Source organism: Streptomyces triticirhizae (assembly GCF_003696235.1).
Classification (GTDB): Bacteria; Actinomycetota; Actinomycetes; order Streptomycetales; family Streptomycetaceae; genus Streptomyces; species Streptomyces triticirhizae.
The window spans coordinates 1-12,546 of sequence record NZ_RFFJ01000180.1 but is presented as its reverse complement, the minus strand read 5'-3'; the positions used below and the strand labels follow the sequence as shown (position 1 = coordinate 12,546).

13 protein-coding genes are annotated in these 12,546 nt (G+C 70.9%); 4 read left to right on the top strand and 9 right to left on the bottom strand.

Annotation, left to right across the window (positions count from 1 at the left end; genetic code table 11):
* Positions 1-264 precede the first annotated feature (264 nt).
* The 3 genes from EBN88_RS23985 to thyX form a co-directional block, all read right to left on the bottom strand.
* Positions 265-1,950, bottom strand: coding sequence for a ribonuclease J (locus EBN88_RS23985; protein WP_122399155.1), 1,686 nt, complete (start codon positions 1,948-1,950; stop codon positions 265-267).
* 130 nt (positions 1,951-2,080) lie between these two features.
* Positions 2,081-2,980, bottom strand: a complete 900-nt coding sequence (gene dapA, locus EBN88_RS23980; RefSeq protein ID WP_122399154.1) for a 4-hydroxy-tetrahydrodipicolinate synthase — start codon at positions 2,978-2,980, stop codon at positions 2,081-2,083.
* A gap of 170 nt (positions 2,981-3,150) precedes the next feature.
* The gene (gene thyX, locus EBN88_RS23975) at positions 3,151-3,879 is read right to left on the bottom strand and encodes an FAD-dependent thymidylate synthase (RefSeq protein WP_122399153.1); all 729 of its coding nucleotides are present in this window, start codon (positions 3,877-3,879) and stop codon (positions 3,151-3,153) included.
* Between the two features lie 159 nt (positions 3,880-4,038).
* On the opposite strand from thyX, the gene EBN88_RS23970 reads away from it, so the two are divergent.
* A complete protein-coding gene (locus EBN88_RS23970; protein WP_147472823.1) occupies positions 4,039-4,260 on the top strand; it encodes a hypothetical protein in 222 nt (73 codons plus the stop codon).
* 73 nt (positions 4,261-4,333) lie between these two features.
* Entirely contained in the window at positions 4,334-4,921 is a 588-nt protein-coding gene (locus EBN88_RS23965; protein WP_122399151.1) for a hypothetical protein, read from the top strand.
* A gap of 32 nt (positions 4,922-4,953) precedes the next feature.
* Here the strand turns inward: EBN88_RS23965 and EBN88_RS23960 are convergent, their stop codons facing one another.
* The 5 genes from EBN88_RS23960 to rpsO all read right to left on the bottom strand — a co-directional run bounded on the left by EBN88_RS23960 (position 4,954) and on the right by rpsO (position 10,478).
* A complete protein-coding gene (locus tag EBN88_RS23960) occupies positions 4,954-5,418 on the bottom strand; it encodes a tetratricopeptide repeat protein (protein WP_122399150.1) in 465 nt (154 codons plus the stop codon).
* Between the two features lie 4 nt (positions 5,419-5,422).
* Positions 5,423-6,178 carry a 4-hydroxy-tetrahydrodipicolinate reductase gene (dapB, locus tag EBN88_RS23955; RefSeq protein ID WP_122399149.1) on the bottom strand — a complete coding sequence of 252 codons (756 nt, stop codon included), beginning with the start codon at positions 6,176-6,178 and terminating at the stop codon, positions 5,423-5,425.
* Between the two features lie 63 nt (positions 6,179-6,241).
* Positions 6,242-7,642 carry a M16 family metallopeptidase gene (locus EBN88_RS23950; RefSeq protein WP_122399148.1) on the bottom strand — a complete coding sequence of 467 codons (1,401 nt, stop codon included), beginning with the start codon at positions 7,640-7,642 and terminating at the stop codon, positions 6,242-6,244.
* On the bottom strand, positions 7,639-9,894 hold the full coding sequence (locus EBN88_RS23945; protein ID WP_122399147.1) for a polyribonucleotide nucleotidyltransferase: 2,256 nt from the start codon (positions 9,892-9,894) through the stop codon (positions 7,639-7,641). The genes EBN88_RS23950 and EBN88_RS23945 overlap by 4 nt, the downstream gene beginning before the upstream one ends.
* Before the next feature lie 293 nt (positions 9,895-10,187).
* Positions 10,188-10,478, bottom strand: coding sequence for a 30S ribosomal protein S15 (rpsO, locus tag EBN88_RS23940; RefSeq protein WP_122399146.1), 291 nt, complete (start codon positions 10,476-10,478; stop codon positions 10,188-10,190).
* Between the two features lie 373 nt (positions 10,479-10,851).
* Between rpsO and EBN88_RS23935 the strand changes: the two genes are divergently transcribed.
* Both EBN88_RS23935 and EBN88_RS23930 read left to right on the top strand, forming a co-directional pair.
* Positions 10,852-11,142 (top strand): hypothetical protein, encoded by a 291-nt coding sequence (locus EBN88_RS23935; protein ID WP_233580894.1) that lies wholly within the window; start codon positions 10,852-10,854, stop codon positions 11,140-11,142.
* Between the two features lie 138 nt (positions 11,143-11,280).
* A complete protein-coding gene (locus EBN88_RS23930; protein WP_122399144.1) occupies positions 11,281-11,544 on the top strand; it encodes a DUF397 domain-containing protein in 264 nt (87 codons plus the stop codon).
* An 82-nt stretch (positions 11,545-11,626) separates the two neighbouring features.
* Here the strand turns inward: EBN88_RS23930 and EBN88_RS23925 are convergent, their stop codons facing one another.
* Positions 11,627-12,325, bottom strand: a complete 699-nt coding sequence (locus EBN88_RS23925) for a class I SAM-dependent methyltransferase (protein WP_122399143.1) — start codon at positions 12,323-12,325, stop codon at positions 11,627-11,629.
* Between the last annotated feature and the right edge of the window lie 221 nt (positions 12,326-12,546).

The following is a 12,546-nucleotide window of genomic DNA, read 5'->3' as shown; positions in this document are numbered from 1 at the left end:
AAAGCGCCCACAAAGATGCTCGAACATCCTCGCAAACAACTCAAAAATCTGGCATTGACTTTTGGCACACTGTTGAGTTCTCAAGGAACGGACGCTTCCATCAAACCCCCCTCGGGGCCCTCCGGGCGCTTCCCTTCGCTGTCCGCCCACGCGGGGACCGTCCCGAGCAGCGAGCTGCTCCGGGTTCCCCGTGCGGCGGTGACGTAAACGTACTGGAGTGGAGCGCCCAGATGCAAATCCGGGCGCTCCACGGGGAGATGGGGCCTAGACCTCCATGACCACCGGCAGGATCATCGGCCTGCGCCGGTAGGTGTCGGAGACCCACTTGCCCATGGTTCGCCGTACCAGCTGCTGGAGTTGGTGGGCCTCGACGACGCCGTCCTGGGCCGAGCGGGCCAGGGCCTCGTCAATCCTGGGGATCACGGCGGCGAAGTCGGAGTCCTCGATGCCGGAGCCCCGCGAGTGGATGCTGGGGCCACTGACGATCTTGCCGGTGCCGCTGTCGACGACGACCAGCACCGAGATGAACCCCTCGTCACCGAGGATGCGACGGTCCTTCAGGCTGGACTCCGTGACATCGCCCACGGAGAGGCCGTCCACATAGACGTAGCCGGCCTGGACCTTGCCCACGATCTTGGCCTTGCCGTCGATCAGGTCCACGGTCACGCCGTCCTCGGCGATCACGATCCGCTCGGCCGGGACGCCGGTCATGGCGCCCAACTCGGCGTTGGCGCGCAGGTGTCGCCACTCGCCGTGCACCGGCATGAGGTTCCTGGGCTGGCAGATGTTGTAGAAGTACAGCAGTTCGCCGGCGGAGGCGTGGCCCGAGACATGGACCTTGGCGTTGCCCTTGTGAACCACGTTGGCGCCCCAGCGGGTGAGGCCGTTGATCACGCGGTAGACCGCGTTCTCGTTGCCGGGGATCAGGGAGGACGCCAGGATCACCGTGTCGCCCTCGACGATCCGGATCTGGTGGTCGCGGTTGGCCATCCGGGAGAGGGCTGCCATGGGTTCGCCCTGGGAGCCGGTGCAGACCAACACGACCTCGTGGTCGGGCAGATCGTCCAGCGTCCTCACGTCGACGACCAGCCCCGCCGGCACCCTGAGGTAGCCGAGGTCCCGGGCGATGCCCATGTTGCGGACCATGGAGCGGCCCACGAAGGCGATCCTGCGGCCGTGTTCGTGGGCCGCGTCGACGATCTGTTGAATGCGGTGCACATGGCTGGCGAAGCTGGCCACGATGATCCGCTTGTCGGCGCGCGCGAAGACCTGGCGCAGCACCCCGGAGATCTCGCGCTCGGGGGCGACGAAGCCGGGGACCTCGGCGTTGGTCGAGTCCGAGAGCAGCAGGTCGATGCCCTCCTCGCCCAGTCGGGCGAAGGCCCTCAGGTCGGTGAGGCGGCCGTCGAGCGGCAGTTGGTCCATCTTGAAGTCGCCGGTGTGGACGACCATGCCGGCCGGGGTCCGGACGGCGACGGCCAGGGCGTCGGGGATGGAGTGGTTGACCGAGACGAAGTCGCAGTCGAAGGGGCCGATGCGTTCCCGCTGCCCCTCGCTCACCTGGAGGGTGTAGGGCCGGATGCGGTGCTCCTGGAGCTTGGCCTCCAGGAGGGCGAGGGTCAGCTTGGAGCCGATCAGGGGGATGTCCGGCTTCTCCCGCAGGAGATAGGGGACGCCGCCGATGTGGTCCTCGTGCCCGTGGGTGAGCACGATGCCCTCGATCTGGTCCAGCCGGTCCCGGATGGAGCTGAAGTCCGGCAGGATCAGATCGATGCCGGGCTGTTCCTGTTCGGGAAAGAGCACTCCGCAGTCGACGATGAGCAGTCGGCCGCCGTATTCGAGAACGGTCATGTTGCGGCCGATCTCGCCCAGGCCGCCGAGCGGGGTAACGCGGAGGCCACCCTCAGGAAGCTTCGGCGGCGGGCCGAGTTCTGGATGGGGATGACTCAAGAGACTCTCCTGACCACGCGCGCCACTGCCCGGTGACGGGGGCACGTGGCGCGCGTGACTGTGTGCATGGATCGGTATTCAGTTATCACCAATGTGCGCGACGATGCGCGACGTCTGTCATGTGCGTGGCTCAGATCTGTACCCCGCCGGCGGTCAGGTCCCGCTTCAGCTGCTCGGTCTCGGCCTCCGTGAGGCCCACCAGGGGAAGCCGCAGCGGGCCGCCCGGGAGGCCCTGGAGGGCGAGGGCGGCCTTGGAGGTGATCACGCCCTGGGTGCGGAACATCCCGGTGAAGACGGGGAGCAGCCGCTGGTGGATCTCGGTCGCCTTGGCGACGTCCCCGCCGGTGTGGGCCTCGACCAGGGCGCGCAGCTCGGCGGTGACCACATGGCCGACGACCGAGACCAGGCCGACGGCGCCGACGGCGAGCAGCGGGAGGTTCAGCATGTCGTCGCCCGAGTACCAGGCCAGGCCGGTGGTGGCGATCGCCCAGCTGGCGCGGCCCAGATCGCCCTTGGCGTCCTTGTTGGCCACGATCCTGGGGTGCTCGGCGAGCCGGACCATGGTCTCGGTGTTGATCGGGACGCCGCTGCGGCCGGGGATGTCGTAGAGCATCACCGGGAGTTCGGTGGCGTCGGCCACGGCGGTGAAGTGCTGGTACAGGCCCTCCTGCGGGGGCTTGTTGTAGTACGGGGTGACGGTCAGCAGGCCGTGGGCTCCGGCGCGCTCGGCGGCGCGGGCCAGCTCGACGCTGTGCCGGGTGTCGTTGGTGCCGACCCCAGCGACGACGTGGGCGCGGTCGCCCACGGCCTCGACCACGGCGCGCACCAGCTCGGATTTCTCCCCGTCGGTGGTGGTGGGGGACTCGCCGGTGGTGCCGTTGACGATCAGCCCGTCGTTGCCGGAGTCCACCAGGTGGGCGGCGAGCCGCTGGGCGCCGTCGAGGTCGAGCGATCCATCCCCCGTGAAGGGCGTGACCATGGCGGTCAGAATCCGCCCGAAGGGGATTTCAGGAGTGGAGGTCGGAGCCATAGGTTCCACGCTACTCGTAGCTCAGCGTGCCGTGGCCCATCGGGGCTGGCAACGTGGGGAACCCGGCGCTGTCTGCTCGGGGGTTCAAACAGCGCCGGGCCCGTCCAATCACCCTAGATGAACTTCGCGAAAGGGCGCAATACGGACACCTCCGGTGGGGAGCGGCCGGCTCAGGGGGCGACCCGGCCGTTGGCGTTGAACGCGGCGTGGGTGAGCGGCATCAGGCGGGCCCACTCGGCCTCCATCAGCTCGGCCACCATCTCGATCTCGCGCTGCGGGAAGGACGGCACCCGGGCCCGCTCGTCCTTGGTGCGCAGGCCGAGGAAGTGCATCAGGGAACGGGCGTTGCACGTGGCGTACATCGTCGAGTAGAGGCCGACGGGCAGCGCGGCCCTGGCCACCTCGCGGGCCACGCCGGACTCCAGGAGCTGTTGGTAGGCCGCGTAGGACTGGCGGTAGGAGTCCTCCAGGACCTTGCCGACCAGGGCCTGCTGCTCGGCGGAGCCGGCGACGAACTCGTACTTCCCCGGGCGGCCGCGCTGGACCAGGGGGCGCTGCTCGTCCGGCACATAGAAGACGGGGGCCAGCTCCCGGTACCGGCCGGACTCCTCGTTGTACGACCAGCCGACGCGGTGGCGGTGGAACTCACGGAAGACGAAGATCGGGGCGCTGATCAGGAAGGTCATCGAGTTGTGCTCGAAGGGGCTGCCGTGGCGGTCCCTGAGCAGGTAGTTGATCAGGCCACGGGAGCGCTCCGGGTCCTTGTCCAGCTCCTCCAGGGAGCGCTCCCCGGCGGTGGAGACCCGGGCGGCGAAGAGGACGTCGGTGTCCGAGGCGCTGTGCTTGACCAGCTCCACCGTCATGTCGCTGCGGAAACGGGGGGTGGCGGCGGTGGTCATCGGTGGTCCTTCCGGGCGGTGCGGTCCGAGCGGCACCCACCCTAAGGGGGACCACTGACAGTCCCCTGAGGTCGGGGGGCAAATCGGACCTCGGGCCCGGAGTCGGACTCTTCCCCTGATATTTTGGGATGTGAGCCAATCAGGGGAGGGAGCGTTTCGATGGCAGACATGCACGACTCGGGGTTCTCGTGGCACGACGACCACGCGATGCCGCCGGCGCCGACGCGACGGCGCCCCTCCGGGCTGCGGCTCGTCGGTAGCGCGCTGGTCGCCCTGGTGGTGATATCCGGCCTGGTCGGCGCCCTGCTGCTGGCCAAGCCAGCGATGGAGACGCCGGACCGGACCACCCCGGACGCACCGGAGGCGGCCGAGAACCGCTGAGCGCGGTAGCCTCACCGTTCGCAGGACTTCATCCCCCCATGTGATGCGCTTGTGATACGAACGAGGACCAGCCGTGCCCCTGACCTTTCTCTCCGCCGAGCACGACGCGCAGAGCAGCCCGACGGACGGGCCGTTGCCCCATGGGCAGCCCGACCACTGGCGGCGCCCCTACCGACCAGGACCCTGGCGGGTGGGAGGCGCGGCGATCACCCTGCTGTTGGCCGCCTATCTGCTGCTCTCGGCGATGATCATCGCAATGGCGGGCCCGCCCTCGGGTGCGTCCGCCACCGCGATCTGCGCCGCGCTGGCCATCGCCTTCGCGCTGCGCCTGCTGCGGATGGGGATCTGGGTGAGCCCGAGGGGGCTGCGCCGGGTCGGGCTGGTGCGCACCCAGACGCTGCGCTGGCGCGAGGTCGAGGCGGTCCGCACGGTGCAGCAGCCCGTGAAGTGGCTGGGGCTGCCCCGGAGCGTGCAGGGGCAGGCGTTGGAGGTTCTGCCGCGCAGGGGTGAGCCGTTGCGGCCGCTGGTGACCGACCACAGCGCCGACTTCCTCAAGCGGGCGGATGCCTTCGAGCGGGCGGCCGACGTGTTGGAGGCGTGGGCCGCCGAGCACAGGACCGAGGGCGCCGGCCGGCGCGGCGAGGGAAGCCGGCGGCGCTGAAACGTTCCCCCGCGCCCGAGGGGCGCGGTCGCTCAGGCGCGCTCCCGACGCGCGGCGGGGCGGCCGGCGTGCAGGGCGATCGCGTGCTCCATCGTGCGCCGTGCGCGCGGGGTGTCCCGCGCATCGTGATAGGCGACGGCCAGCCGGAACCAGCAGCGCCAGTCCTCCGGCCGCTCCTCCACCTCGGCCTTCCGCAGGGCGAACGCCGCGTCGGCCGCCTCCCGGTCGATCCGGCCGCTCGGGGTGCGCGGCAGGTCGTCCACCGGCAGGCCGCCCTCGGCGTCCAGCTCCCGGGACAGCCGGTTGGCGAACAGCACGAAACGGAAGCTGCGCCACAGGAACCAGCCGCCGATCAACGGCAGCGCCAGCACCGCCACGCCCAGCGTGACGGTGATCCAGGTGCCCTCGCGGATCAGCAGCAGCGCCCGGTGGCCGGCCAGCGCGAGATAGCCGACCAGCAGCACGCTGACCACCAGGTAGCCGACCTTCGCCGCCATCGCGTCAGCCGTCCAGGTCCAGGAAGTGCTCCAGGCCGAACGTCAGGCCCGGCGTGGAGACGACTCGCCGCACGCCCAGCAGCACGCCGGGCATGAACGAGGACCGGTTCATCGAGTCGTGCGCGATGGTGAGGATCTCGCCCTCGTCGCCGAACCGCACCTCCTGGTGGGCGACCAGGCCGCGCAGCCGCACCGCGTGCACCGGCACCCCGTCGACCGACGCGCCCCTGGCGCCGTCCAGGGCCGTGCTGGTGGCGTCCGGCTGCGGGCCGAGGCCCGCAGCGCTGCGGGCCTCGGCGACGAGCTGGGCGGTGCGCACGGCGGTGCCGCTGGGCGCGTCGGCCTTCCCCGGGTGGTGCGACTCGACGATCTCCACCGACTCGAAGAAGCGGGCGGCCTGCCGCGCGAAGCGCATGGTGAGGACCGCGCCGATGCCGAAGTTGGGCGCGATCAGCACGCCGACCTGGGGCGCTGCGGAGAGCCAGCCGCGCAGGGCGGCCAGCCGTTCCTCGGTCCAGCCGGTGGTGCCCACCACGCCGTGGATGCCGTGCGCGACGCAGAACTCCAGGTTGGCCAGGACGGAGTCCGGGTGGGTCAGCTCGACGGCCACCTCGGCGCCCGCCTCGGTCAGGGTCTCCAGCCGGTCGCCCCGGCCGAGCGCGGCGACCAGCTCCAGGTCGTCCGCCGCCGTGACCGCGCGCACGGCCTCGGAGCCCATGCGTCCCTGGGCGCCGATCACGGCCACCCGCAGCTTGCCCATCGTTGTGGACCGCCTCTCGTGTCGTTCGTTCGGTTCGCGTCCGCCGGCCCCGGCGGGGCGCGGTCAGGCCGCGACGGCGGCCGACAGCCGGCTCGCCTGCCGGTCGCTGAGCCGGCCGATGACGGAGAGCGAGGGGCGCTGGCCGAGCACCTCGGCGGCGACGCCGCGCACCTGGTCCGGGGTGACCCGGGTGATGCGCTCCAACAGCTCGTCCACGGAGAGCTGTTCGCCCCAGCAGATCTCGCTCTTGCCCAGCCGGTGCATCACCGAGCCGGTGTCCTCCAGGCCCAGCACCGTGGAGCCGGCCAGCTGGCCGATCGCGCGGCGGGTCTCGTCGGCGTCGATCCCGTGCTCGGCGACCTCGGCCAGCTGCTCGCGGCAGATCTTCAGCACGTCGTCCACCTGGGCCGGCCGGCAGCCGGCGTAGACGCCGAAGAGGCCGCAGTCCGCGTAGCCGGAGGTGTGGCTGTAGACGCTGTAGGCCAGGCCGCGCTTCTCCCTGACCTCCTGGAAGAGCCGCGAACTCATGCCGCCGCCCAGCGCCGTCGACAGCACCGAGAGCGCCCAGCGGCGGTCGTCGTGGCGGGAGACACCGGGCATCCCCAGCACCAGGTGGACCTGTTCGGTGGGGCGGTCGAGCACGTCGATCCGTCCGGCCGGTGCGATGGTGTGCGACCCGCCCCGGTGCGGCGCGGGTTGGGCGTCGGCGTCGCCGGGCAGTGCGCCGGCCCGTTCGAACGCCTCCCGCACCTGGCGGACGACGGCGTCGTGCTCGACGCGGCCGGCGGCCGTGACGACCAGCCGGGTCGGGTCGTAGTGCGTCCGGTAGAAGCCCGCGATCCGGTCCCGGTCCAGGCCGTTGACGGTCTCCTCGGTGCCCAGCACCGGGCGGCCGAGCGGGGTGTCGCCGAGCAGGGTGCGGGCGAACAGGTCGTGCACGCCGTCGCTGGGGTCGTCGTCGGTCATCGCGATCTCCTCCAGGATGACCCCGCGCTCGGCCTCCACCTCCTCGGGCGCGATCAGGGAGTCGGTGAGCATGTCGCAGACCACGTCGATGGCCAGCGGCAGGTCGGCGTCGAGCACCCGGGCGTAGTAGCAGGTGAACTCCTTGGTGGTGAAGGCGTTCATCTCGCCGCCCACCGCCTCGATCACCGAGGAGATCTCCAGCGCGTCGCGCCGCTGGGTGCCCTTGAAGAGGAGGTGCTCCAGGTAGTGCGTGGCGCCGTTGAGTTCGGCGGTCTCGTCGCGGGAGCCCACCTGCGCCCAGATGCCGAACGTCGCCGAGCGGACGTGCGGCACCGACTCGGTGACCACCCGCAGGCCGCCGGGCAGCACCGTCCTGCGGACCGTGCCGGCGCCGCCCGTCCCGCCGGGCGCGGGGAACGCGGAGCGCCGCTGACGGGGCACGGCCCGCCCCACCGTGGCGGTGGGGCGGGCCGTCGTGGCGCGAGGGGAACGGGTCACTTCTCCGCCGCGTCCTTCTCGTTCTGGTCGCTCTTGTCGTTCTGGTCGCTCCTGGCTTCGCCGGACGCCTCGTCCTCGTCGAGGACGGGGATCAGCGAGAGCTTGCCGCGCTGGTCGATCTCGGCGATCTCGACCTGGACCTTCTGGCCCACGCCGAGCACGTCCTCGACGTTCTCCACGCGCTTGCCGCCGGCGAGCTTGCGGATCTGCGAGATGTGCAGCAGGCCGTCCTTGCCGGGCAGCAGCGAGACGAACGCGCCGAAGGTGGTCGTCTTCACCACGGTGCCCAGGTACCGCTCGCCGACCTCGGGCATCGTCGGGTTGGCGATGCCGTTGATCGTGGCGCGGGCGGCCTCGGCGGCCGGGCCGTCGGCGGCGCCGATGTAGATGGTGCCGTCGTCCTCGATGGTGATGTCGGCGCCGGTGTCCTCCTGGATCTGGTTGATCATCTTGCCCTTGGGGCCGATGACCTCGCCGATCTTGTCCACCGGGATCTTCACCGTGATGATCCGGGGGGCGTTCGGGGACATCTCGTCCGGAACGTCGATGGCCTCGCTCATCACGTCCAGGATGTGCAGCCTGGCGTCCCTGGCCTGCTTGAGGGCGGCGGCCAGCACGGAGGCCGGGATGCCGTCCAGCTTGGTGTCCAGCTGGAGGGCGGTGACGAACTGCCGGGTGCCGGCGACCTTGAAGTCCATGTCGCCGAACGCGTCCTCGGCGCCGAGGATGTCGGTCAGCGTCACATAGTGGGTCTCGCCCTCGATCTCCTGGGAGATCAGGCCCATGGCGATGCCGGCGACCGGGGCCTTGAGCGGCACACCGGCGTTCAGCAGGGACATGGTGGAGGCGCAGACCGAGCCCATCGACGTGGAGCCGTTGGAGCCCAGCGCCTCGGAGACCTGCCGGATGGCGTAGGGGAACTCCTCGCGGGTCGGCAGCACCGGCACCAGGGCCCGCTCGGCCAGGGCGCCGTGGCCGATCTCGCGGCGCTTGGGGGAGCCGACGCGGCCGGTCTCGCCGGTGGAGTAGGGCGGGAAGTTGTAGTTGTGCATGTAGCGCTTGCGGGTCACCGGGGAGAGGGTGTCCAGCTGCTGCTCCATGCGCAGCATGTTGAGCGTGGTGACGCCAAGGATCTGGGTCTCGCCGCGCTCGAAGAGCGCCGAGCCGTGGACCCGGGGAATGGCCTCGACCTCGGCCGCCAGGGTGCGGATGTCGGTGACGCCCCGGCCGTCGATGCGGACCTTGTCGCGGATCACGCGCTCGCGCACGACCTGCTTGGTCAGCGCGCGGTAGGCGGCGGAGATCTCCTTCTCGCGGCCCTCGAACTGCGACAGCAGCTTCTCGGCGGCGACGGCCTTGAGCCGGTCCAGCTCGGCCTCGCGCTCCTGCTTGCCGGCGATGGTCAGGGCCTGCGCCAGCTCCTCGCGCACCGCGTTGCTCAGCGCGTCGAAGACGTCGTCCTGGTAGTCCAGGAAGATCGGGAACTCGCCGACCGGCTTGGCGGCCTTGGCGGCGAGGTCGGACTGGGCGCGGCAGAGCGCCTTGATGAACGGCTTGGCGGCCTCCAGGCCGGCGGCCACGACCTCCTCGGTCGGCGCCTGGGCGCCGCCCTTGACCAACTCGATGGTCTTCTCGGTGGCCTCGGCCTCGACCATCATGATCGCCACGTCCCCGTCGGCGAGCACCCGGCCGGCGACGACCATGTCGAAGACGGCCTCCTCCAGCTCGGTGTGGGTGGGGAAGGCCACCCACTGGCCACGGATCAGCGCGACGCGGGTGCCGCCGACGGGGCCGGAGAACGGCAGCCCGGCCAGTTGCGTGGAGCAGGAGGCGGCGTTGATGGCGACCACGTCGTAGAGGTGGTCGGGGTTGAGCGCCGTGATCGTCTCGACGATCTGGATCTCGTTGCGCAGGCCCTTGCGGAACGAGGGGCGCAGCGGCCGGTCGATCAGGCGACAGGTGAGGATGGCGTCCTCGGAGGGACGGCCCTCGCGTCGGAAGAAGGAGCCGGGGATCTTGCCGGCCGCGTACATCCGCTCCTCGACGTCGACGGTGAGCGGAAAGAAGTCCAGCTGGTCCTTCGGGTGCTTCGAGGCCGTGGTGGCCGACAGGACCATGGTGTCGTCGTCCAGGTAGGCGACGGCGGAGCCGGCGGCCTGCCTGGCCAGCCGGCCGGTCTCGAAGCGGATGGTGCGGGTGCCGAAGGCGCCGTTGTCGATGACGGCCTCGGCGTAGTGGGTCTCGTTCTCCACCTTGGTGTGTCTCCTCTTCTCCGCGTCCGCCCGTGAACGGCGGATGCGGGTGGGTGGAGCACCTCCCGACTGGCCGGCCATCGATCGAAGCTCCCGGGACGGCGCCCGGGGGCCACTACCGAAGACCGGCGGCGGTGTGAAGGCGCTCCGCCTGGTCTCTGTGGGGTTGTGTCCGCTGGGCACCAGCCTACAAAGGGGACGGCGGCCCAGCCTCTTCTCAGCCGTCGGGGGTGAATCCCCGGATACGGCGAAGGGAGCGGCCCCGCGTGGGTGACCGCTCCCTCTGGGGCGTCCTACCGGGCGCCCGCCGCGCCACGGCGGATGCCGAGTCGCTCCACCAGGGCCCGGAAGCGCGCGATGTCCTTGCTCGCCAGGTACTGGAGCAGGCGGCGGCGCTGGCCGACCAGCAGCAGCAGACCACGACGGGAGTGGTGGTCGTGCTTGTGCTTCTTCAGGTGCTCGGTGAGGTCGGAGATGCGCCGGGTCAACAGCGCGACCTGGACCTCGGGGGAGCCGGTGTCGCCCTCCTTGGTGGCGAACTCGGCGATGATCTTCTGCTTCGTGGCGGCGTCAAGGGACGACACACGTACTCCTCGGGGGTTGATCGTCAGCCACCGAGTGCCCCTGGTCTGAATCACAGGAGAGCTTCCGGAACTCGGGAGGCGGGGTCCGCTGAGCGCTTCCTCCAGAGGTCTCCGGGGGCGCGTACGCAAACGGCCGTGAGGCAGGCTACAACAGGTTGACCCACCTGAGCACATCGGGCCGTCCGGCCCACCTCGGGGCGGAACGATCATACCCGCGTCACGAGCGGGCGGGGGCGGGTGGGGTGGGCGGGGACCGGGAGGGCCGGCGCCGGCGGGGCGCGGGCCCAACGGGCCTGTGGGGGCGCGTCGTTGGGGGCGGGTGGACCGTTCGTTCCCCATTCGGTGCCGCATGGAGACGGCTTATGCTGCTGGGGTGACTTCGACACAGCAGCAGGGCACCCGGCAGGGGCTCACGCCCAGACAGGCCCGCCGGTTGCGGATGGGGATCGCGGCGGTGGCCATGGCCGTGATGGCGGTGGTGCTGGTCGTGCGGCTGGGCGACGGCTCGTCCCTCCAGTCCATAGGGCTCTACGGCACCGCCTTCGTCCTCTCCGGCGCCGTGATCGAGATGAGCCGCAGGGGACGGACCCGGCTGGGCATGGCGGTGCTGGTGGCCGGCTTCGCGCTGGTACTCGGGCTCGACTGGTATCTGCCCGGGGTGTAGGGGGGCGTGGGTCCGGCCGTTCGCACCGTTCGGCCCGCCGTGACAGTGCGCCGCGTTACGATCACCTAGGGGGTTCGGCGCAGGGCCGACCGCCCGTCCGTTCTCACCAGATCACGCAGGGAAGTGGGGAGTTGGGCCATGGCCACGACTGAGACGCCGGAAGAGATCGCCGCCCGCAAGGAGCGCGAGAAGAACGAGCTGTACGCGCTGGACATCTCCGGTGTCGAGTGGTTGAGCGCGCCCGGCGGCCCGGAGGACGAGAAGGTGGAGATCGCCTATCTCCCCGGCGGCGGCGTCGGGATGCGCAACTCGAAGGACCCGGACACCGTGCTGCGGTTCACCGCCGCCGAGTGGGAGGCGTTCGTGTTGGGCGCCAGGGACGGCGAGTTCGACATCGACTGACGGCGGGGCGCCCGTCTCTCGGCGGCTCGTCGGGGGTTCGGTCGTCGAGGGTTCGGTCGTCGGGGGTTCGGTCGTCGGGGGTTCAGCGGCGCAGACAGGTGTAGGTGCCGAAGAGGCGCGCCTCGTGGTGGGTCTCCACGATGTCGAAGCCGGCGGCGTCCAGCATGGGTTCCAACAGCCAGCGATAGGTGCTGTGTTCGGTGCGGATGTGCTCCGCGTAGTCCTCGGCGGTGTAGCCGAGCAGGGGGTCCCGGCTGGCCCGGGCCATCCAGTCGGCGAAGACGTCCTCGGCCTCGGCCGGGGCGAAGTCGTAGATCAGGTCGCGCAGCCGCAGCACCCCTCCCGGGCGGAGCAGTGCGGCGATGCGCTCCAGGGCCTGGGTCTTCCAGAAGTCGGGGAGCTGGTGCAGGGCGTGCCGGGTGTGCACGGCGTCCACCGGCGGGCCCTGGTGCGCGTAGCTGAGGAAGCCGGCGCGGACCACGTCGAGGTTGGCCAGCGAACGCTCGCGGGCGCGGCGGGTGATGACGGCCACCATGGCGGGCGAGATGTCGACGGCGATCACCCGGTCGAAGGACTCGGCGGCGGCGAGGGCGAACCGTCCGGTTCCCGCGCCGAGGTCGAGCACGGTGGCGTCGGCGTCGACGCCGTGCGCGGTGAGCGCGGCCAGGTCGTCGCCGGGGTCGGGGAAGCCCTGCTTGCGGTCGAAGGCGGCGACGAACGCGTCGTCGAGGTGTTCGGGCCCGGCGTGGGCCAGTTCGTCGATCATCCACGGGGTGGTCATCCGGGGACCATGCCACGGTGGGCGGTGGATCGCTCGCGGTTTTCCGGGGGTTGACGGCGGGGGGTCGGGGGGAGGGCCGGCGGGCCAGGGGAGGACTAGGTTCTTTCGTTTGGATCATCGTGCGGACCAGATGAAGATGCCTGCGATGTGGAGTCCGGCGAGGTAGATGGTTGCGGTTTTGTCGTAGCGGGTGGCGAGGCCGCGCCAGTGTTTGATGCGGT